This window comes from Streptococcus sp. C150, from assembly GCF_000187445.1.
GTDB lineage: Bacteria > Bacillota > Bacilli > Lactobacillales > Streptococcaceae > Streptococcus > Streptococcus raffinosi.
Map to the genome: position 1 here is coordinate 70,294 of NZ_GL698450.1, position 19,917 is coordinate 90,210.

A 19,917-nucleotide genomic window follows, 5' to 3' on the forward strand; every position below is an offset into this window, starting at 1 on the left:
AGAGGTATACAAGATGAAGAAATTCTTGGTCAGTATGATGGCTGTTCTCACAGCTGTCCTCTTGGTTGCATGTTCCAATGCTTCTAACAAAAAAATGGTTCACGTTGGTGTTCTCCAATATGTGGAGCACCCGTCCTTGTCAGCGGCACGTAAGGGGTTCATTGAAGAACTCAAAAAGGAAGGCTATGTCGATGGTAAGAACATCAAGATTGATTATCAAAATGCGCAAGGAGATCAGTCTAACTTACAGACGATTTCTCAATCACTTATTGAAGATAACGATCTCATGTTGGCTATCGCAACCCCTGCGGCCCAGTCTTTGAGTAGTTTGACAAAGGCTAAACCCATTCTCTTTACAGCTGTTACGGATCCAGTCTCAGCTAAGTTGGTTAAGTCTATGGACAATGTTGGTAGCAATGTCACCGGAACGAGTGATATGTCACCTATCAATAAACAAGTTGAATTATTGAAAAAGGTCCTTCCGAATACTAAAAAAGTTGGGATTATGTACACGACCAGTGAGCGTAATTCAGAGGTCCAGGTTGAAGAAGCCAAGAAATACTTCAAGAAAGCTGGTATTGAGACAGTTGTTAAAGGGATTTCATCAACCAATGATATCCAAGACACAGCTAAGAGCTTGATGAGTCAGACAGAAGTTATCTTCATCCCGACGGACAACACCATCGTTAGTGCAATCAATACCTTGGTCGACCTTTCGAAGGAGACGAAGATACCAGTTGTCGGTGGTGATGCTGGAAGTGTTGAAAAAGGTGTTCTCTTTACCTACGGAACGAACTATGAAGCACTTGGTCGCCAAACCGGTAAGTTGGCAGGTCGTGTCATCCGAGGTGAGAAAATCAAGGATGTAGATGCCGAATATCCTAAGACCTTGAATGTTGTGATTAACCATGACATGGCCAAGGAACTCGGTATTGATATGTCTAGTATTAGTGATGAGGAATCTAATTCTACAATGAAAGATGACAAACCTATCGCTAAAAAAGACAAGGGTGTCATCAAGCTTCAAGTGAAGAAATCATCTAAAAATGGTTTATCGAATGTGGTGTTGACAGCTATTTCTCAAGGTCTTCTCTGGGCCATTATGGCCATTGGGGTGTTCATTACCTTCCGTATCTTGGACCTTGCTGATTTGACAGCTGAAGGGGCTTTCCCACTTGGTGCTGCGACGACAACTATCATGATTATTCGTGGGATTAACCCAATCTTTGCGACTATTGGTGGTTTTGTAGCTGGTATGTTTGCAGGAGCTGTTTCTGGATTTATGCATACCAAAATGAAAATACCGGCTCTCTTAACGGGGATCATCACCTTGACCGGTCTCTATTCAGTTAACCTTTTGGTTCTTGGTAGCGCCAACGTCTCTCTTGCAGGTCATAACACGCTGGTGACCATGGTTATGGGGCTTGGTTTGTCTAAGCTAAATGGTGTCATTCTACTCGGGCTTATCTTTGTTAGCCTAGTCGTGCTCATGTTGGTTGTTCTTCTCAATACGCAGGTTGGTCTAGCTCTTCGTGCGACCGGTGATAACCTTGCTATGGGTGAAGCCAATGGTATCAAGGTAGACCGTATGAAAATTCTTGGCTACATGATTTCTAATGGATTGATTGCCCTCTCAGGTGCCCTCTTAGCCCAAAATAATGGCTATGCAGATATGAACATGGGTACTGGTACAATCGTAAACGGCTTGGCTGCTATCATCCTGGCTGAAGTTATTGTTAAGTACTTACCACTTGGCAAACGTCTCTGGTCAATTGTCCTAGGTGCTGTTCTCTATCGTTTGGTTTTGGTTATCATCCTTGCTATGAACGTTGACGCACAGATGTTGAAATTGGCCTCAGCTATCTTGCTTTCTATCATTCTTTATGTACCTGAAGTGCGAGGAAAATTGAAAATCAAGCCCAATAAATCATTGACTCCAGGAGGTGACAAGTAATGGCTTTGCTTAGTTTACAAAAGATTCATAAAACATTTGAACAAGGGACAGTCAATGAAAACCACGTCCTACGTGGTTTGGATCTTGACATCGAACAAGGAGATTTTATCTCTGTTATCGGAGGAAATGGTGCTGGTAAATCAACCTTGATGAATTCCATCGCTGGTGTCCTCAGCATTGATGAGGGAGATATCTTATTAGAAGGGCAGTCTATTAAGGAAGCATCTGTAGATGTGCGTTCTAAGGATATTAGCCGTGTCTTCCAAGACCCTCGAATGGGGACAGCGACCAACCTTTCTATCGAAGAAAATATGGCGATTGCCTACCGTCGTGGTAAGAAACGTAGCTTCTTTAAAAAGTCAATCACCGAAAGTGAACGCCAACTTTTCAAGGAAGCCTTGGTAGACCTTGGTCTTGGTCTTGAGAATCGTATGAAGACCGATGCCAATTTCTTGTCAGGTGGTCAACGCCAGGCTTTAACACTTGCTATGGCAACCCTAGTCCGTCCAAAGATTTTGCTCTTAGATGAACATACTGCGGCGCTAGATCCTAAGACAAGTGACATGGTCATGCATCTAACTCGCAAGATTGTCGAAGAACAAGAGTTAACGACTCTCATGATTACCCATAATATGGAACACGCCATTGAATATGGAAATCGTCTAGTTATGCTCTATCATGGTAAGATCGTCGTAGATGTACGTGGTGAAGAAAAGAAAAACCTCACTGTGGCAGAACTTATGGATCTCTTCCATAAAAATAGTGGACAGGTCCTCAATGACGACGCCTTGGTACTTGGTTAAGAGATTAGAAAAGAAACTATCCAAAGTTTATGTTTTGGGTAGTTTTTTCTTGACTATTTTTGACCAAGTGCTAAAATGAATATATAGATTAGCACTCATCGTGTACGAGTGCTAAAAACAACGTTTAAAACGTTACTTATACGAAATAACATTTGGAGGTAATTGGTATGGCATTGAAACCATTGGGTGACCGCATCGTCGTCCGTTTTGAAGAAACAGAAGAAAAAACAGCCAGTGGCTTTGTATTGGCAGGAGCTAGTCATGAAGCTACAAAGACTGCAGAGGTTTTGGCAGTAGGTGAAGGCGTTCGTACGCTTACTGGTGAATTGATTGCACCTAGTGTTGCAGCAGGCGAAAAAGTCCTTGTCGAAAATGGTGCAGGTGTCACTGTTAAAGACGGTGATGATTCCGTTTCTATTATTCGTGAAGCAGATATTTTAGCAGTCCTAGCCTAGGTTTTAGCCAATCAGAATATAAACGAAGATAAAGAAGGAGTAACTATGGCAAAAGATATTAAATTTTCATCAGATGCACGCGCAGCAATGGTGCGTGGTGTTGATGCTTTAGCTGATACAGTTAAGGTAACGCTTGGCCCTAAGGGTCGTAATGTTGTTTTGGAAAAGGCTTTTGGATCACCTCTTATCACTAATGATGGTGTGACAATCGCTAAAGAAATTGAACTTGAAGATCACTTTGAAAATATGGGGGCCAAACTCGTTAGCGAAGTGGCTTCAAAAACGAATGATATTGCCGGTGATGGAACAACCACAGCAACCGTTTTGACACAAGCTATTGTCCGTGAAGGGCTCAAAAACGTAACGGCTGGTGCTAATCCAATTGGTATCCGTCGTGGGATTGAAGCAGCTGTAGCTACAGCTGTGGAAGAGCTTAAAGCCATTGCCCAACCAGTTGCCAATAAGGAAGCTATTGCTCAAGTTGCAGCGGTTTCATCTCGCTCTGAAAAAGTTGGTGAATACATTTCAGAAGCTATGGAACGTGTTGGTAATGACGGAGTCATCACTATTGAAGAGTCTCGTGGTATGGAGACAGAACTCGAAGTGGTCGAAGGTATGCAATTTGACCGTGGTTATCTTTCTCAATACATGGTGACTGACAATGAAAAAATGGTAGCTGACCTTGATAATCCATTTATCCTTGTGACTGACAAGAAAATTTCAAATATCCAAGATGTTCTTCCACTCTTGGAAGAAGTGCTTAAGACAAGCCGTCCACTTTTGATTATTGCTGATGACGTGGATGGTGAAGCTCTTCCAACACTTGTTCTTAACAAGATTCGTGGAACCTTCAATGTCGTAGCTGTTAAGGCCCCTGGCTTTGGTGACCGTCGTAAAGCGATGTTGGAAGACATTGCCGTTTTGACAGGAGCAACTGTCATCACAGAAGACCTTGGCCTTGAGCTTAAGGACGCGACTATGGCAGCGCTTGGTCAAGCTTCGAAAGTAACTGTTGAAAAGGATAGCACAGTTATCGTTGAAGGGGCAGGAAGCCAAGAAGCTATTGCTAACCGTGTCAACCTTATCAAGTCTCAATTGGAAACAACAACTTCTGAATTTGACCGTGAAAAACTTCAAGAACGTTTGGCTAAATTGTCAGGTGGGGTTGCTGTCGTTAAGGTTGGTGCAGCCACTGAAACAGCCCTCAAAGAAATGAAGCTTCGTATCGAAGATGCCCTTAATGCCACTCGTGCCGCTGTTGAAGAAGGTATCGTAGCTGGTGGTGGTACAGCTCTAGTCAATGTTATTGCTAAGGTAGCTGAACTTGACCTTGAAGGTGACGACGCTACAGGACGTAACATTGTCCTTCGTGCCCTGGAAGAACCAGTTCGTCAAATTGCTTTCAATGCTGGTTATGAAGGTTCAGTTATCATTGATAAATTGAAGAATAGTCCAGTTGGTACAGGCTTTAACGCTGCCAACGGTGAGTGGGTAGATATGGTTGAAGCAGGAATCATTGACCCAGTTAAGGTAACACGTTCTGCCCTTCAAAATGCCGCTTCTGTAGCTAGTCTTATCTTGACAACAGAAGCAGTCGTTGCTAATAAGCCTGAACCAGAGGCTCCAGCAGCGCCAGCTATGGATCCAGGTATGATGGGTTACTAAGATTTTAAGAAGTAAACAATAAAAACCTAGAAGAGTTTTCACTTTTCTAGGTCTTTTGTGTCAACTAAGGAAATTTAGTTATTATTATTTGGATTTGAGTTAGGGCCAAACGAAGCATCTTGGAATTGTTGAGCCGTCCTTGCTTGTGTTTGGAAGGAATTATAGGTAGCAGTGTTTCCGAGTTCTCCTGTTATCTGCATCATCATTTGTTGCTGTTTAAGACGTTCTGCTTCCTTATTCATGTTGATGGAAACAATGAGTAAGATGATCCATCCAAGGAAAGTCCAGCTTAATAGTATTGAGAAAACAAAGATTAGCCATTTCTTATCTGTTTTGTTTAGAAGTGCTGGTAGGATGTCAATAATGATTGCTGGTAGACCCACAATCAAAGTCCAAAATGCCAAACCCAAGCCCATACTAGACTCGTCTCCAACAACTCCAAGTATGAACAATCCAAGAGCCCAAAGGATAACAGGGATGGTAGCGATGGCTATCATGATAAGGTTTGTTGGGGATTTCTTTTCTGGCTTCTTCCAAGGCTGGTTGAGGGTGCTATTTGTTTGTTGGAAGCTTGCATTAGCTTGCTCTGCAAAGGAATTTAAAGACTTATTAGTAGTGCCCTGTATTGGATTTACTTGCGCTTGAAAGTTAGCTGTTGGAGCTTCTTGACCTAGGTTAGGAGTTTGGAAAGTTTGTCTTTCTTCAATACTAGAATCAACTAAGGGTTCTTCAGCGACATCATAGCTCTCAACGACAGGTTCAACACTTTCTGTGGCTTCTTTAGGGGATGTCGTTTCTAATGTTTCTCCAGTTTTGGCTGGTTCGACAGGTGCCAAAGGTTCCTTGATTTCTACCGTTTCCTCAGCTTTTTTTACCTCAACAGGTTGTTCCTGTCTTTTAGAGCTTTCTCGGACAAATTCGCCTCTCTTGGCTGCATCAGCCATCTCTTGGATACTTGGATTGCGTCCGTTAACTGCCTGGAAAAAATCAATCCAATCTTTTTGATTCATGTTTTTAACCTCCGTTTGAGTTGATTATAAAATTTGATAATTACAATTATAACAATAGTGTTAATGATGCGCAATGGGAGTCATATAGGAATGGTTACTTTATTTGCCTGGCGCTTTTCTATTAACGTTCTTATCGCTGAAAATAGGAAAAAGAAAGACATAGGCAAAGATGTATATCACCAGAGGATAGATTAAGGGATTATAGTCCCAAGCTCCCTGCCAATCTAAGTGAAAAAGCCTAACACTAGCCCGTGTTAATCCGGCACTCCAACTTTTTATGCCAAAAGGTTTAAGGATAAGGCTGAGTGGTGTTGGAAGGTGTAGAAGATAAATTCCGTAGATAGCCACTAAAAGTAAGAGGTACAGTCTAAAAAAACGCTGGTGGTAAGCCCACAAGCGTGTGAAATAAATTTTCATTAGCCGATAAGAGAATAAAGTTTTTGAGCATTTGCTTGACGAGTAGCATCCATGATAAGGAACCAGTCAACGATTGTCCAGATACCACAGCCACCGACTGTCAATAGTTTACCAACACCTAATCCCACGTGTCCTAAGATAAAGCGGTCAATTCCAAGATATCCACCGAAAAGTGAGATAACCAACATCATGGTTGGGTCTTGGAAACTAAGTGTATAGAGCAATTGGACTTGTGCCTCTGGAAGAGCCTCAATACGTTGGCGAATATATTGAACTTGTTCTGTTGGGAAATACTTGGCATTGATAGCTAACCATTGATCTGCTGGATTCATAATGAAATACTCCTCTAATTTATATGATATGTAAAGCTTAACATAATGTCTAGGGAGATTCAAGGTGGTCAAGGCTTTCGAAGTCAATAAAAGCAACTTATTTGCAAGCTTCCACTATCCTATAAATAAGGATAATCCTTTCGCACCATGTCTGAGAGTGAGCTTGCTTCTATGGTTTGTGATTTCTCAACCCTTGTTCAAAACTTTCTGATCTAGCCTGCACAGTGATTTTTTCGAGTGTTAAGGGATGGGTGAAACTAAGGGAGTGGGCGTGGAGCATGAGACGGGATGCATGTCGGTGGCTATATAGTGGATCTCCCAAGATAGCATGCCCATGATGGGCTAGATGAACACGAATTTGGTGGGTACGGCCGGTCTTCAACTGACAGTTGACCAGACTAGCACCATTGAAGGTTTTGAGGCGCGTGACCGTCGTATAAGCACGCTGTCCTTTTCGAGGGTCCACCACACGTTTTCTGCGATCGTGGCGGTCACGACCAATCTTGTCTTTATAAACGGTTTCCTTAGTCTGAAACCTTCCTTCTGCCAAAGCCCAATATTGACGTTGGATGAGCTTATCTTCCAGGAGTCGGTTGAGGATTGGTAGAATAAAAGGATTTTTAGCAAAAAGAACAGCCCCACTGGTCTCCATGTCTAGTCGATGAACAACATAACAGGTCTGATCACAGTAGGCTGAGACATGGTTAAGCAGGGCTATCTCTGTAGGCTCATTACCATGCGTCTTCATCCCCTCGGGTTTATTGACAACGATGAGATGCTGATCCTCATAGAGAGGCTCTACAAGGCTGGCTTCCCCCATGAGAATAGTTTTATCAGGATAGTCCTCTGTGTCAAAGGTCAGGCTAATTTTATCGCCTTTTTCAACTGGACTTTGCCAATTAATGGTCTCTCCGTTGATGAGCACGTGTTTTTTAGTGCGTAGGAAATGACGAATTTTACGAGGAATAAGGAGTTTTGACTCAAGCAGGTCTTTGACCGTTGTTGCGGGATAGGGATTGATAATATCTACGTGTAAAGTCATGGTTTCATTATATCATGAACGCTTCAAAGAGGACAGAATCCCTTAAAACTTGGTATAATAAAGTTATGACATTTTTTGATAATCTAAAAAACAAACTTTTTAAAGAAGAAAATGGCAAAAGGGTTAAGAATGATCAATCTGTAGGAAAATCCAAGGATTTTCAAGACAAGATTAAGGGTCTTTTCGCCAAGAAGCCTGATGAGGTCGAACAGGCTGTTGAAGACCTAGATATGTCTCGAGAAAATCAAGAAACCTCACGTTATCAACGTTCTAAGCAAAAGAAACCTATTGATACAAGCAAGCCACTGGGTAAGGTTCAGGCTTTCTTGAGCAAATTCACCCTTTCACCAAGAAATCCTATTCGTCGTTTCTGGCGTCGCTATCATATTGGCAAGATTCTCTTTATTTTAGTGGCTATACTGGTTCTGACTATAGGTTCCTACCTCTTTTACATTGCTAAGACAACCAATGTCTCAGATCTTCAAGATGCCCTGAAGGCAACTACGGTTATCTATGATAAAGACGGCAATCAAGCTGGTTCTTTGTCTGGACAAAAAGGAACCTATGTGGAGCTTGATGCCATTAGTGATAGCTTGGAAAATGCTGTTATCGCAACAGAAGACCGGACTTTCTACAAAAATAGTGGTGTCAATGTTCAACGTTTTCTCTTGGCGATTGTGTCTATGGGACACTTTGGTGGTGGTTCAACCATTACGCAACAATTGGCTAAGAATGCCTTTTTGACTCAAGAGCAGACAGTGACACGTAAGGCCAAGGAATTCTTCCTTTCTTTGGAATTAACCAAGAAGTATAGCAAAAAAGAAATCCTCACCATGTACCTTAATAATGCTTATTTCGGCAATGGGGTTTGGGGTGTTGAAGATGCCAGTCAAAAATACTTTGGTACGAGTGCTGCTAATCTAACCGTTGATGAGGCGGCTACCCTTGCTGGTATGCTTAAGGGACCTGAAATTTACAATCCCATTGACAATATCAAAAATGCGACCAACCGTCGAAACACAGTCCTTGCCAACATGGTTGATGACAAGAAGTTGAGCCAGGCTGACGCTGACAGTGCTGCTGGAGTAGATATGGCGAGTCGTTTGGATGATACCTATCAAGGAACTGGTGATGACTACAAGTATCCTTCTTACTTTGATGCCGTCATCGAAGAAGCCACTAAGACCTACGGCTTGAGTGAGGATGAGATTGTTAAGAACGGCTATAAAATCTATACAGAGATGGATGCCAATTCACAGGCTAATATGCAACAGACCTATGAAAATACCTATCTCTTCCCAACATCAGAAAGTGATGGTAGTACAGCTCAGTCAGCCAGTGTGGCCCTCGATCCGTCAACTGGAGCAGTCCGTGGTTTAGTCGGTCGTGTAGGTGGTACCAGTGATACAACCTTCCGTAACTTCAACTATGCCACCCAAGGGAAGCGTAGTCCTGGTTCGACCATCAAACCTTTGGTAGTCTATGCCCCGGCTCTTGCTTCGGGATGGAGTATTAACAAGGACCTTCCAAATAAACCGATTGACTACAACGGGTATAAGCCAACCAACTACGGTGGTGTTGAGACAGAGGATGTGCCCATGTATCAAGCCTTGGCTAATTCGTACAATATACCAGCAGTTTACCTCTTTAATCAAATCGGTATTCAAAAAGGAATTAGTTATGGTCAGAAATTTGGTCTTAACTTTGACAATGTCCCAGAAGAATTGGGAGTTGCCCTTGGTGGTGGTGTGACAGCTAGTCCTCTTCAAATGGCTCAGGCTTACGCGACCTTTGCCAACGGTGGTGAGATGAACACTGCCTATTTCATTACTAAAATTGAAAATGCCAGTGGAGATATCATCGCTACTCATAGTAAGAAGTCTAAACGTGTTATCAGCCAGTCAGTTGCCAATCAAATGACCAGCATGATGCTTGGAACCTATTCAAATGGTTCTGCTGTTAATGCCAATTATACAGGTTATACTATGGCAGGTAAGACAGGTACTGTTCAGGCAGAATTTAACAAAGATTTGACCAGTGACCAGTGGGTGATTGGTTATACGCCTGATGTGGTGATGACAACTTGGATTGGTTTTGACAAGACCGATGAGAGTCACTACCTGACAGGGGCTAGCTCAGGAACAGCTTCAACTATTTTCAGCTATATCGCTGCAGATGTTTTGCCAAATACACCAGGAACTGAGTTTACTGTTGAAAATGCTTATGCGGCTGATGGTCAAACCTTAGATTATACAGCAAATCCAAACGATTCACGTAATAGCAATAATAAGTCATGGACAGACAAGGCTTCTGACGTTGTGAATGATGTCAAAGACCAGGCAAGTAGCCTATGGGATAAGATCTCAGACTCCTTCTCAGGTCTATTCAGATAGCTTGTCAATTAAGTTTAAAAGTGGTAAGATAGAAAGAACGGAGGCGTTATGGCACAAAAAAAAGCAAGCCTAGCGTGTGCAGATTGTGGGAACCGAAACTACTCGATTAGTGTTAGTAGCACTCCCAAACCAACACGACTAGAAGTGAACAAGTTTTGTAAAAATTGTAAAAAATATACCTTGCATAAAGAAACAAGATAGGAGACACCGTGAGACAAACTGGAAGTATTTTCAAAGTCTTGAAAGACACGACTTGGCCAGATCGCAAACAACGCTGGCACGATTTTATTTCAGTTCTTGAGTATACTGCGTTCTTCACAGTCATCATCTATGCGTTTGATGTATTGTTGAGTCGCGCTATGTCAGCACTGATTAACTTTTTCTAAAGAAAACACAAAAAGAGTAGGAATGCCTGCTCTTTTTTGTTATAATAAGTGCAGATAAAAGCGAAAACAAAGGCCACGAGGCTTTTTTATTAGGCTTTGAATGAAAACAGATACTCCACGTGCATATACCACTCAGATGGCTATCTCATCCAGATTCCTCTGAGTCTAAGTGCCATTTTAGTAAAAAAGAAAGGAATCCTAAAATGTTAGATTCATTCGATAAGGGCTGGTTCGTCCTTCAAACGTATTCAGGATACGAAAACAAAGTTAAAGAAAACCTTTTGCAACGTGCTCAGACTTACAACATGCTTGAAAATATCTTGCGCGTTGAAATCCCTACTCAAACTGTCAATGTTGAGAAAAATGGTAAGGTTAAAGAAGTGGAAGAAAACCGCTTCCCAGGATACGTTCTTGTTGAGATGGTAATGACAGACGAAGCATGGTTCGTTGTTCGTAACACTCCAAACGTTACTGGTTTCGTTGGTTCTCACGGTAACCGTTCTAAACCTACTCCACTCTTGGAAGAAGAAATTCGTCAAATCTTGATTTCAATGGGTCAAACTGTTGATGTCTTTGATACTAATATCAAGGTTGGTGATGTGGTTCAAATCATTGATGGTGCCTTTATGGGTCAAGAAGGCCGTGTTGTGGAAATTGACAATAACAAGGTTAAAATCATGATTAACATGTTTGGTTCTGAAACAGCAGCCGAGCTTGAACTTTACCAAATTGCTGAACTTTAAGATAGACAAAAAGAGGTCGAGATAGAGATTTCAACCTCGGAAGACTATCTCATTAAACATGAGGGAGAGACTAGAAGCTAGATTTTTTAAATTTAGTTCTGTGTCACTCCCTTTTTCTAACGGATGATGATGAATTATAAACAATTTTACGATAGGATTAGCGGTCCATTGCGTCCTTATACTAGTATTTTAGAGAGGTTTAATAAGGTTATAACTAGGACTTTTTACCTACTTTTTCCTATATTTCTTAGTTTGGTTTGGCTGAGGAATGGCTGGTTTGTTCTTTTTACGACAGTGCTTATTATGGGAGGAGGCTTCTTCCTCCTTTCTCTTGGTCGTAGGCTCTATAATCGCCCACGCCCTTATCAGACTTGGGATATTCAGCCCCTTATTAAGAAGGACAGTCTTGGCAAATCTTTTCCCAGTCGGCATGTTTTCTCAGCGACTGTCATTGCTATGTTGGCACTGATGATTAACCCCTGTCTAGGTGGGACTATGCTTTTTTTGGCAGCAATTCTGGCTATCTTGCGTGTGCTAGGTGGCGTTCATTATCCTAGTGATGTTTTGGCAGGCTATGTCATTGGAATTCTTGTAGGTCTCCTTCTTTACCTTTAGAAAATTTTGGTCTTCTTCGATAGAGGAAGGCTTTTTTCCTTGAAAAAAGAAAAGACCCCTTAGGGTACCTTTCCTTCTGTTCTAAAATCGAGTTGGCCATTAAAAGTTGTTTCCACCATTGAATAGTATTTAGTTTAGGACGTGCTCTGTAATGGCTTGAGCGACACCATGATCATCGTTTGAAGCCGTTACTAAGTTTGCAGTTTCCTTGACCCCTTCAGGTGCATTGCCCATAGCAATTCCTAGTCCAGCCAGAGCCAGCATAGGGCTATCGTTGAAGTTATCACCAATAGTCATAACCTGTTCAAGCGGGATGTCATAATATTTGGCAACCTCAAGGAGAGCATGCTCTTTAGAAACGTGTTTGGCTGTGACTTCAAGGTAGTTATCTTTGGATAAGTAGAAGGCTGTCTGTGGGAAATCCATGCTTAGGAGTTTTTGGTGGAGGTCCTGGATAACTTCAGGCTTATCAATCAACAATAGCTTGTGGACAGGTGGTTCAGAGTCTGAGACAGTTTCTTGTAGTTCCTTAAGAATAGGAGATTCACCTGTGATACCTGCTTCCAGCTGAGACCATTTGTCTAGTTGGTTGGTAATCCAATCCTTGCCAGAGTAGATATTTACAGATACACTCGGGTAGTCTGTGGATAAGTAGCTAAGAAGTTCTTGGATTTCAGTTTTATCCACAGGATGTTCGATGATAGTACGATTACCCTCGAGTACTAAGGCGCCGTTGTAGCAGGCGATAGGATTTTCAGGAAGTCCCAGTTTATGAGCGATTGGTTGCATCCCTAGTGGAGAACGGGCAGAAGCTAAAACAAAGGGGATCTTTGCCTTTTCAAGCTCTGGCATGACCTTAATCAGTTGCTCATCTACCTGGTGGTGACTGGTGAGAATAGTGCCATCAATGTCACTGATAATCAAACGAATATTACTCATAATTGCTTTCCTTCCCGTCGTATAAAATTGTTACCTTGTCTTTAAGAGCTTCGACTAAATCAGGCTCAGGTTTCTTATCTGTAATCCAGTAGTCGAAGTCTTCAATCTTGCCCAATATATATTTGGAATGTTTTTCATACTTGTCTACTTCAGCAATAAGTATCTTGGTTCTGGCAGCCTGCATGGCTAGCTGTTTGATGGCAACGTCCTCTTCATCTTCAAAGCTAACCAATCCTTGACTGAGACTAGCCGCTCCAAAGAAGGCTAAGTCAAATTGTAGATGTTGCAGGAACTGGGCTTCGTGAAGTGAATAGTAGAAGCGGTTTTTGCTGTAGAATTTTCCGCCCAAGAGATGAAAGTCTACGCCTTCTTTGCCGCTTAGGACTAAGGCGTTGTCCAAAGAGTGGGAGTAGACGGTAACGCTTTTATCTAGCTTTTGAGAAACCTCAAGCATCAAGGTAGAGACATCAAAGAAGAGGAGAGACTGGTCTTTGACAAAACTAAGTGCTAGGTCTGCCATTTTTTTCTTGTCTTCTGTTAGTCCTTTCTGACGTTCTTGGAAGCCAAGAACAGTGGTGTTTTTAACTGGCAGAATACCACCGTGAGTACGCTGAGCCAGATTCCTCTGGCTGAGACAGTCGAAATCTCTTCTGACGGTATCTTTGGAAACACCTAATGCGTCAACCATTTCCTTGACGGATAGATTTCCTCGCTCGTCTAAGAGATCCAAAATTTTCTCTAATCGTTGTTCCTGATACATGAGTCACCTTCTTTCTGATTCCAGTATAGCATCTTTTTGTTTTTTTGTAACATAAAGTCGCAAAAAAACTTAAAAAGAACGAAAAAAGCGCAAAACCTACTAGGGTGAATTTGCCTCTTAAAGTTCCCTTATCATCTTTAAAAATCCCTCAAAAATGCTATAATAGAAGCATTACGAATATTGGAGAGAAACCATGAGTTTTTACAATCATAAAGAAATCGAGCCCAAGTGGCAAAAATACTGGGCTGACAATCACACTTTTAAGACAGGAACAGATGCCTCAAAACCTAAGTTTTATGCGCTTGACATGTTTCCTTACCCATCTGGAGCGGGTCTTCACGTAGGACACCCAGAAGGTTATACAGCAACTGATATCCTCAGCCGTTTCAAACGTGCACAAGGCTACAACGTCCTTCACCCAATGGGCTGGGATGCCTTTGGTTTGCCTGCTGAGCAATACGCTATGGATACAGGGAATGACCCAGCAGAATTCACAGCAGAGAATATTGCCAACTTCAAACGCCAAATCAATGCGCTTGGCTTCTCTTACGACTGGGATCGTGAAGTCAACACAACAGATCCAAACTACTACAAATGGACGCAATGGATTTTCACCAAACTTTACGAAAAAGGCTTGGCTTATGAAGCTAAAGTGCCAGTAAACTGGGTTGAAGAATTGGGTACAGCCATCGCCAACGAAGAAGTCCTTCCTGATGGAACGTCTGAGCGTGGAGGCTATCCAGTTGTCCGCAAACCAATGCGCCAATGGATGCTCAAAATCACTGCCTACGCAGAACGTTTGCTTAATGACTTGGATGACCTTGACTGGCCAGAGTCTATCAAGGACATGCAACGCAACTGGATTGGTAAATCAACCGGTGCCAATGTCACTTTCAAAGTAAAAGGGACTGATAAGGAATTTACAGTCTTTACGACACGTCCAGATACTCTTTTTGGTGCAACTTTCACTGTCTTGGCTCCTGAGCATGACTTGGTAGATGCTATCACAACACCTGAACAAGCTGAGGCTGTAGCTGACTACAAACACCAAGCCAGCCTTAAATCAGACTTGGCTCGTACCGACCTTGCCAAGGAAAAAACAGGGGTTTGGACTGGTGCTTATGCCGTAAACCCTGTCAATGGTAAAGAAATCCCAATCTGGATTGCCGACTACGTTCTTGCTAGCTACGGAACAGGTGCCGTTATGGCCGTACCTGCCCACGATGAGCGTGACTGGGAATTTGCTAAACAGTTTGGCCTTCCAATCGTAGAAGTGCTTGAAGGTGGCAACGTTGAAGAGGCTGCTTACACAGAAGATGGCCTTCACGTCAACTCTGACTTCTTGAACGGTCTCAACAAAGAAGAAGCGATTGCTAAAATCGTGGCTTGGTTGGAAGAAAAAGGTTTCGGTCAAGAAAAAATCACTTACCGTCTTCGTGACTGGCTCTTTAGCCGTCAACGGTACTGGGGTGAACCAATCCCTATCATTCATTGGGAAGATGGAACTTCAACAGCCGTTCCAGAAAGTGAATTGCCACTTGTCTTGCCAGTCACCAAGGACATCCGCCCTTCAGGTACTGGTGAAAGCCCATTGGCTAACTTGACCGACTGGCTGGAAGTGACTCGCGAAGATGGTGTCAAAGGTCGTCGTGAAACCAACACCATGCCACAATGGGCTGGTTCAAGTTGGTACTACCTTCGCTATATCGACCCACATAACACAGAAAAATTGGCTGATGAGGACCTCCTCAAACAATGGTTGCCAGTAGATATCTATGTGGGTGGTGCAGAACACGCCGTTCTCCACTTGCTTTACGCTCGTTTCTGGCACAAGTTCCTCTATGACCTCGGTGTCGTTCCTACTAAAGAACCATTCCAAAAACTCTTTAACCAAGGAATGATTTTAGGAACTAGCTACCGTGACCACCGTGGTGCTCTTGTGGCAACTGACAAGGTTGAAAAACGTGACGGTTCCTTCTTCCACATGGAAACAGGAGAAGAGTTGGAGCAAGCACCAGCCAAGATGTCTAAATCCCTCAAGAATGTTGTTAACCCAGACGATGTGGTGGAACAATATGGTGCGGATACCCTTCGTGTCTATGAAATGTTCATGGGACCACTCGATGCTTCTATCGCTTGGTCTGAAGAAGGCTTGGAAGGAAGTCGTAAATTCCTCGACCGTGTTTACCGTTTGATTACAAGTAAGGAAATCGTTGCGGAAAACAATGGTGCTCTGGACAAGGTTTACAACGAAACCGTTAAATCTGTCACTGAGCAAATCGAGTCCATGAAATTCAACACAGCCATTGCCCAACTCATGGTCTTTGTCAATGCTGCTAACAAGGAAGATAAACTCTATGTGGATTACGCCAAAGGCTTCGTCCAATTGATTGCCCCATTTGCCCCTCACTTGGCAGAAGAACTCTGGCAAACAGTCGCAGCAACAGGTGAGTCAATCTCTTACGTAGCTTGGCCAACATGGGACGAAAGCAAATTGATTGAAGATGAAATCGAAATCGTCGTCCAAATCAAAGGTAAAGTCCGTGCTAAACTCATGGTTGCTAAAGATCTTTCACGCGAAGAGTTGCAAGAAGTAGCTCTTGCTAACGACAAAGTCAAAGCAGAGATCGATGGCAAGGAAATTGTTAAGGTGATTGCGGTACCTAATAAACTCGTTAATATCGTTGTGAAATAAAAATGAATCCTTCAGAGTTAAGCTCTGGAGGATTTTTTGTATCGCTATATGCTATAATAGTCCCAACTAAGATAAAAACACAGTTCTGGTTGGTAGTCCAGACGTAGGCAAGCCTATCAGTAACCTTCCTCCTTGGTTGTCCATTCTTAGGGATAGATTTAAGGAGGTGCTGTCGTGGAAATAATTTCAATTGGATTGACAGTTTATTTTGAAGATGGATTTTGGCATGGTTTGTTCGAACAAGTGTATCTAGAAACTTATCAAGTTTGTCGTGTGACATTTGGTCAGGAGCCAAAAGATGATGAATTTCTAGAGATCTTACAGACTCAGTTTACTCAATTATCTTTTAGTCCAGAAGCTATAGTTAAGCAACATGTAAAAATCAAGAATCCTAAACGATTACAGCGAATGGTGAAGAAACAAGTAAATCAGAAAGTTTCTTCCAAGTCGAAAGAACTATTGCAGTTGCAGTATGAGGAAAGGAAAAAGATTTCAAAACATCAATCTAGTGTCCAAAAGCAATTGCTCAAACAAGAGAAATTTGAACGCAAACAGCAAAAACGAAGGGAGAAGCATAAAGGACATTAATGTGTTTCTCTTTATAGAAACAGCTCTTTTCTAAGTAGAAAGGAGCTATTTTTATTAGTATTGAAGAATGGATTTCAACTGTTTTCTAATCTAGTTACTTGTCGTCAAAAGATTTACTGATGATAGTCTCAAATTCCGGACAATACTTACTTACCTCAAATTCAATGATATCATACTGGGCAATCTCATTTTGATAGAATGGATCCTGCATAATGATTTCTTGAACTGTTTCCTTGTTTTTAGCTCTCATGAGAATGATACCGCCGGTCCTTGGATTTTTCCTTCCAGATGCGATAAAATGACCTTTTGTATAATACTGATTTAAAAAATCTATGTGTTTTTCTAAGAATTTTTCAACTTTATCAAGGGGCTTGATATAGGTAAGATTTACAATAAACATAAGTGACTCCTTTAAAATAAATGATAAATAGATTATAATACTTTACAAACTACCTGAATAGTAGGCACATTTTTGTAAGGAGAAAAAATGTTAACAAATAAAAATTGGAACTGTAGTATGTCTCGAGTCTTAGATGTGGTTGGTGGGAAATGGAGGATGAATATATTATGGGTTATAAACAAGCATAAGAAAGTTCGTTTCAATCAATTGAGAAGAGAAGTTGAAGGGATTACAACGATCAGTTTGACACGTGGACTAGATGTTTTAATAGAGAACCAATTGATTGAGAAATATGATTTTGAAACGATACCACTCCATACAGAATATGAGCTGACAGAAAAAGGCAAGTCACTAATGCCGATTTTAAGGGACTTGAATCAATGGGGTAAAGAATGGCTGCAATAAATTTGTCCTCATTTTTATCTCTCCCATCTCACCACTTGGACTCTCATTTTGACCACTTATCCCAAAAGGCCGTTTTTTAAACGGCTTTTTTGCTAGACTGGTTCTATCAAAAGGAGAGAGAACATGATATTACAAGCTAAAAACATAAGCAAACGTTACGGAAATCATCTTGCCGTGGATAATATTCACTTACAATTTAAAAGAGGGACGTTCAATGCGATTCTAGGTCCGAACGGGGCCGGCAAATCGACGACAATTTCCATGTTGATTGGTTTGAAGCAACCAACGCAAGGCGAAATTATCTATGAACCCGGTACTAAAATTGGAGTGGTCTTCCAAACCAGTGTTTTAGATGAGATGCTGACGGTTAGGGAAAATCTGATTATTCGTGCTAAACAGTATAAAGGTCTTAAACCTAATCGTGTGTCAGATCTCATTGATCAATTAGGTCTATCAGCCTTCCAAAAACAAAAATACGGGACGCTTTCAGGTGGCCAAAAGCGTCGGGTTGACATTGCGCGTGCACTTCTCTCACAACCAGATATTTTATTCTTGGATGAGCCAACAACGGGTTTGGATATCCAAACTCGAAAGTCTATTTGGGATTTGCTCTATCAATTGCAGAGGGAAGAGGGGATGACCGTTGTACTGACCACGCATTATCTTGATGAAGCAGATGAAGCTGATCAGATTTATATTGTGGACCATGGAAAAGTGATTGCTCAAGGATCGGCATTAGATATTAAGAGTCAGTATGCAAAAAACATCTTGAAGATTCGCTTCAAGGAGAGACAGCAGATAGAAAGTCTCAAATCTTTGGGAATGTCAGTAGAGCAACAAAGTCAATTGGAGTATGTTCTTCAACCCGAGAGTGAAAGGGAAGCCATTGATTACCTGGCGCAAGTTAGAGATAAAATAGCCCATTTTGAGTTTCGTCCAGGGACCATGGATGATGCCTTTATTGCACTTACAGGAAGGGAGGTTCGCTAATGCTAGCCTTACTAAAGCGGAATTTTTTATTGTATTTTAGGAATCTTTCAGGGGTTTTCTTCTCCCTGTTGGGAGCCTTGATTTCCTTTATTCTCTATATTATTTTTCTTCAAAAGAATCTAACAGATGCCTGGGCTCAGCTTCCCAATAGTGGTCCTTTGTTAAATAATTGGCTGATGAGTGGGACGCTGGCTGTGACAGGGATTACGACAAGTCTGGCTGCCCTGACTCAGTTAGTAAAGGACCGTGAACATCAAGTAGATCAGGATCTTTATTTATCGGATCAAGGAAAGTGGCGGTTAGCATTTTCGTATCAAACGAGTGCAATCATCATTTCTTTTTCCATGCAGATCCTTATGTATGTGCTGATGTGTGGCTATTTTAGAGAAGTTCCAACCTTATCTCTATTACCTGAAGTGCTCCTCATTATGCTCCTTAGTAGCCTACTTTCTAGCTTAGTGAATGCCATTTTTGTTCACTTTTTCCAATCAGTAGATAGTCTTGGAAAGTTTGCGACCATAGTGGGTACAGCTTCCGGTTTTTTGGTAGGGACTTATGTACCTTTGGGCGTTCTACCTAATTTTGCTCAACTACTAATGAAATCTACCCCAGCAACTTATATTGCTGCACTTTATCGGCAAGTCCTCATGAATGAAACATTAAGTGAGACCTTTAAAGGTCAAGATGATCTTCGCCAAGAGTTCCAAGAGAAAATGGGTGTTCAACTCAAGTGGCAAGAGTTGTTGACAAAGGAAAATACTTACTTTATAGTGTTAGGAGGTATTCTTCTAGTAGGCATTCTTTGGGCTGTTTTAGTGAAAAAGTCTAGTAAGAAAAAATAAGTGAGAGTTGGAATAGGAATGAAACTTCGTTTTGAAGAAAAATCAGATATTTCGACAAAGGACCCCTGTGTGGTTATCCAAGCAGAGCGATTGTCTGATCAAGCACGAGAGGTAATGGATTACCTCGAACAATTTTCAGTTGTAAATCAAGTGGTGATTCCTATTAAAACGGATGATCATTTGGTTATGGTAAAAATTGATGACATTATCCTAGCTGAAATTGATAAGAATGTGTTAACGATTTATACAATAGACAAAACCTATACGATGAAAGAGACACTGATAAACTTTCAGCATCGCATCAATCGTCGAAGTTTTTTACAGATATCACGTCATGCCGTTATGAATATAGACCATTTGGAATCCCTATCGGATAGTTTTTCTGGCAATATGATGGCCAAAATGACAGGTGGAGTGAAGTCTAGTGTCAGCCGAAAATATGTCAAATCCTTGATGGATTATTTAGGGGTCTAGGAGGAACCT

At 41.6% G+C, this 19,917-nt stretch carries 22 protein-coding genes; 15 read left to right on the top strand and 7 right to left on the bottom strand.

Translation table 11 applies throughout. The annotated features are described in order from the left end of the window. The first annotated feature begins 13 nt into the window (after positions 1 to 13). The 4 genes from HMPREF0848_RS07685 (at position 14) to groL (ending at position 4,877) form a co-directional block, all read left to right on the top strand. On the top strand, positions 14 to 1,954 hold the full coding sequence (locus HMPREF0848_RS07685) for an ABC transporter substrate binding protein (protein ID WP_008535751.1): 1,941 nt from the start codon (positions 14 to 16) through the stop codon (positions 1,952 to 1,954). Further along, positions 1,954 to 2,757 carry an ABC transporter ATP-binding protein gene (locus HMPREF0848_RS07690; protein ID WP_008535752.1) on the top strand — a complete coding sequence of 268 codons (804 nt, stop codon included), beginning with the start codon at positions 1,954 to 1,956 and terminating at the stop codon, positions 2,755 to 2,757. The genes HMPREF0848_RS07685 and HMPREF0848_RS07690 overlap by 1 nt, the downstream gene beginning before the upstream one ends. A 167-nt stretch (positions 2,758 to 2,924) precedes the next feature. Next, complete coding sequence (groES, locus tag HMPREF0848_RS07695; RefSeq protein WP_008535753.1) at positions 2,925 to 3,212, top strand: co-chaperone GroES; 288 nt, start codon at positions 2,925 to 2,927, stop codon at positions 3,210 to 3,212. A gap of 45 nt (positions 3,213 to 3,257) precedes the next feature. Next, positions 3,258 to 4,877 carry a chaperonin GroEL gene (groL, locus tag HMPREF0848_RS07700; protein WP_004183788.1) on the top strand — a complete coding sequence of 540 codons (1,620 nt, stop codon included), beginning with the start codon at positions 3,258 to 3,260 and terminating at the stop codon, positions 4,875 to 4,877. Positions 4,878 to 4,951: 74 nt separating this feature from the next. On the opposite strand, the gene HMPREF0848_RS10265 is transcribed toward groL, so the two are convergent. The 4 genes from HMPREF0848_RS10265 to HMPREF0848_RS07715 all read right to left on the bottom strand — a co-directional run bounded on the left by HMPREF0848_RS10265 (position 4,952) and on the right by HMPREF0848_RS07715 (position 7,678). Next, entirely contained in the window at positions 4,952 to 5,887 is a 936-nt protein-coding gene (locus HMPREF0848_RS10265) for a superinfection immunity protein (protein ID WP_232203291.1), read from the bottom strand. A gap of 99 nt (positions 5,888 to 5,986) precedes the next feature. Continuing rightward, positions 5,987 to 6,304: a DUF2752 domain-containing protein gene (locus tag HMPREF0848_RS10500; protein WP_008535758.1), complete on the bottom strand. Its 318-nt coding sequence runs from the start codon at positions 6,302 to 6,304 to the stop codon at positions 5,987 to 5,989. Beyond that, entirely contained in the window at positions 6,304 to 6,636 is a 333-nt protein-coding gene (locus HMPREF0848_RS07710) for a TM2 domain-containing protein (RefSeq protein ID WP_008535760.1), read from the bottom strand. The genes HMPREF0848_RS10500 and HMPREF0848_RS07710 overlap by 1 nt, the downstream gene beginning before the upstream one ends. A gap of 169 nt (positions 6,637 to 6,805) precedes the next feature. Continuing rightward, positions 6,806 to 7,678, bottom strand: coding sequence for an RluA family pseudouridine synthase (locus tag HMPREF0848_RS07715; RefSeq protein ID WP_008535761.1), 873 nt, complete (start codon positions 7,676 to 7,678; stop codon positions 6,806 to 6,808). A gap of 65 nt (positions 7,679 to 7,743) precedes the next feature. Between HMPREF0848_RS07715 and pbp2a the strand changes: the two genes are divergently transcribed. The 5 genes from pbp2a to HMPREF0848_RS07735 all read left to right on the top strand — a co-directional run bounded on the left by pbp2a (position 7,744) and on the right by HMPREF0848_RS07735 (position 11,815). Then, a complete protein-coding gene (gene pbp2a, locus HMPREF0848_RS07720) occupies positions 7,744 to 10,071 on the top strand; it encodes a penicillin-binding protein PBP2A (RefSeq protein ID WP_008535762.1) in 2,328 nt (775 codons plus the stop codon). Between the two features lie 48 nt (positions 10,072 to 10,119). Continuing rightward, entirely contained in the window at positions 10,120 to 10,272 is a 153-nt protein-coding gene (rpmG, locus tag HMPREF0848_RS10505; RefSeq protein ID WP_002946904.1) for a 50S ribosomal protein L33, read from the top strand. 8 nt (positions 10,273 to 10,280) lie between these two features. Then, a complete protein-coding gene (gene secE, locus HMPREF0848_RS07725) occupies positions 10,281 to 10,457 on the top strand; it encodes a preprotein translocase subunit SecE (RefSeq protein WP_008535768.1) in 177 nt (58 codons plus the stop codon). Positions 10,458 to 10,660: 203 nt separating this feature from the next. Beyond that, entirely contained in the window at positions 10,661 to 11,200 is a 540-nt protein-coding gene (gene nusG, locus HMPREF0848_RS07730) for a transcription termination/antitermination protein NusG (protein WP_008535769.1), read from the top strand. A 126-nt stretch (positions 11,201 to 11,326) separates the two neighbouring features. After that, positions 11,327 to 11,815 (top strand): phosphatase PAP2 family protein, encoded by a 489-nt coding sequence (locus HMPREF0848_RS07735; RefSeq protein ID WP_037609346.1) that lies wholly within the window; start codon positions 11,327 to 11,329, stop codon positions 11,813 to 11,815. Between the two features lie 129 nt (positions 11,816 to 11,944). On the opposite strand, the gene HMPREF0848_RS07740 is transcribed toward HMPREF0848_RS07735, so the two are convergent. Together HMPREF0848_RS07740 and HMPREF0848_RS07745 are read right to left on the bottom strand one after the other, a co-directional pair. Then, the gene (locus HMPREF0848_RS07740; protein WP_008535771.1) at positions 11,945 to 12,754 is read right to left on the bottom strand and encodes a Cof-type HAD-IIB family hydrolase; all 810 of its coding nucleotides are present in this window, start codon (positions 12,752 to 12,754) and stop codon (positions 11,945 to 11,947) included. Beyond that, entirely contained in the window at positions 12,747 to 13,514 is a 768-nt protein-coding gene (locus tag HMPREF0848_RS07745) for a DeoR/GlpR family DNA-binding transcription regulator (protein WP_008535772.1), read from the bottom strand. Before HMPREF0848_RS07745 ends, HMPREF0848_RS07740 begins: the two co-directional genes overlap by 8 nt. Before the next feature lie 193 nt (positions 13,515 to 13,707). Between HMPREF0848_RS07745 and leuS the strand changes: the two genes are divergently transcribed. Next, a complete protein-coding gene (gene leuS, locus HMPREF0848_RS07750) occupies positions 13,708 to 16,209 on the top strand; it encodes a leucine--tRNA ligase (RefSeq protein WP_008535773.1) in 2,502 nt (833 codons plus the stop codon). 174 nt (positions 16,210 to 16,383) lie between these two features. After that, complete coding sequence (locus HMPREF0848_RS07755; RefSeq protein WP_008535774.1) at positions 16,384 to 16,797, top strand: YjdF family protein; 414 nt, start codon at positions 16,384 to 16,386, stop codon at positions 16,795 to 16,797. A 94-nt stretch (positions 16,798 to 16,891) separates the two neighbouring features. On the opposite strand, the gene HMPREF0848_RS07760 is transcribed toward HMPREF0848_RS07755, so the two are convergent. Next, positions 16,892 to 17,197 (bottom strand): YciI family protein, encoded by a 306-nt coding sequence (locus HMPREF0848_RS07760; protein ID WP_008535775.1) that lies wholly within the window; start codon positions 17,195 to 17,197, stop codon positions 16,892 to 16,894. 87 nt (positions 17,198 to 17,284) lie between these two features. Here HMPREF0848_RS07760 and HMPREF0848_RS07765 point away from each other — a divergent pair, with 87 nt between their 5' ends. The 4 genes from HMPREF0848_RS07765 (at position 17,285) to HMPREF0848_RS07780 (ending at position 19,908) form a co-directional block, all read left to right on the top strand. Continuing rightward, on the top strand, positions 17,285 to 17,602 hold the full coding sequence (locus HMPREF0848_RS07765; RefSeq protein WP_021151390.1) for a winged helix-turn-helix transcriptional regulator: 318 nt from the start codon (positions 17,285 to 17,287) through the stop codon (positions 17,600 to 17,602). Between the two features lie 123 nt (positions 17,603 to 17,725). Then, complete coding sequence (locus HMPREF0848_RS07770; protein WP_008535780.1) at positions 17,726 to 18,592, top strand: ABC transporter ATP-binding protein; 867 nt, start codon at positions 17,726 to 17,728, stop codon at positions 18,590 to 18,592. Beyond that, positions 18,592 to 19,434 (top strand): ABC transporter permease, encoded by an 843-nt coding sequence (locus tag HMPREF0848_RS07775; RefSeq protein ID WP_008535781.1) that lies wholly within the window; start codon positions 18,592 to 18,594, stop codon positions 19,432 to 19,434. Before HMPREF0848_RS07770 ends, HMPREF0848_RS07775 begins: the two co-directional genes overlap by 1 nt. A gap of 18 nt (positions 19,435 to 19,452) precedes the next feature. Beyond that, a complete protein-coding gene (locus HMPREF0848_RS07780) occupies positions 19,453 to 19,908 on the top strand; it encodes a LytTR family DNA-binding domain-containing protein (RefSeq protein WP_008535782.1) in 456 nt (151 codons plus the stop codon). Positions 19,909 to 19,917 lie beyond the last annotated feature (9 nt).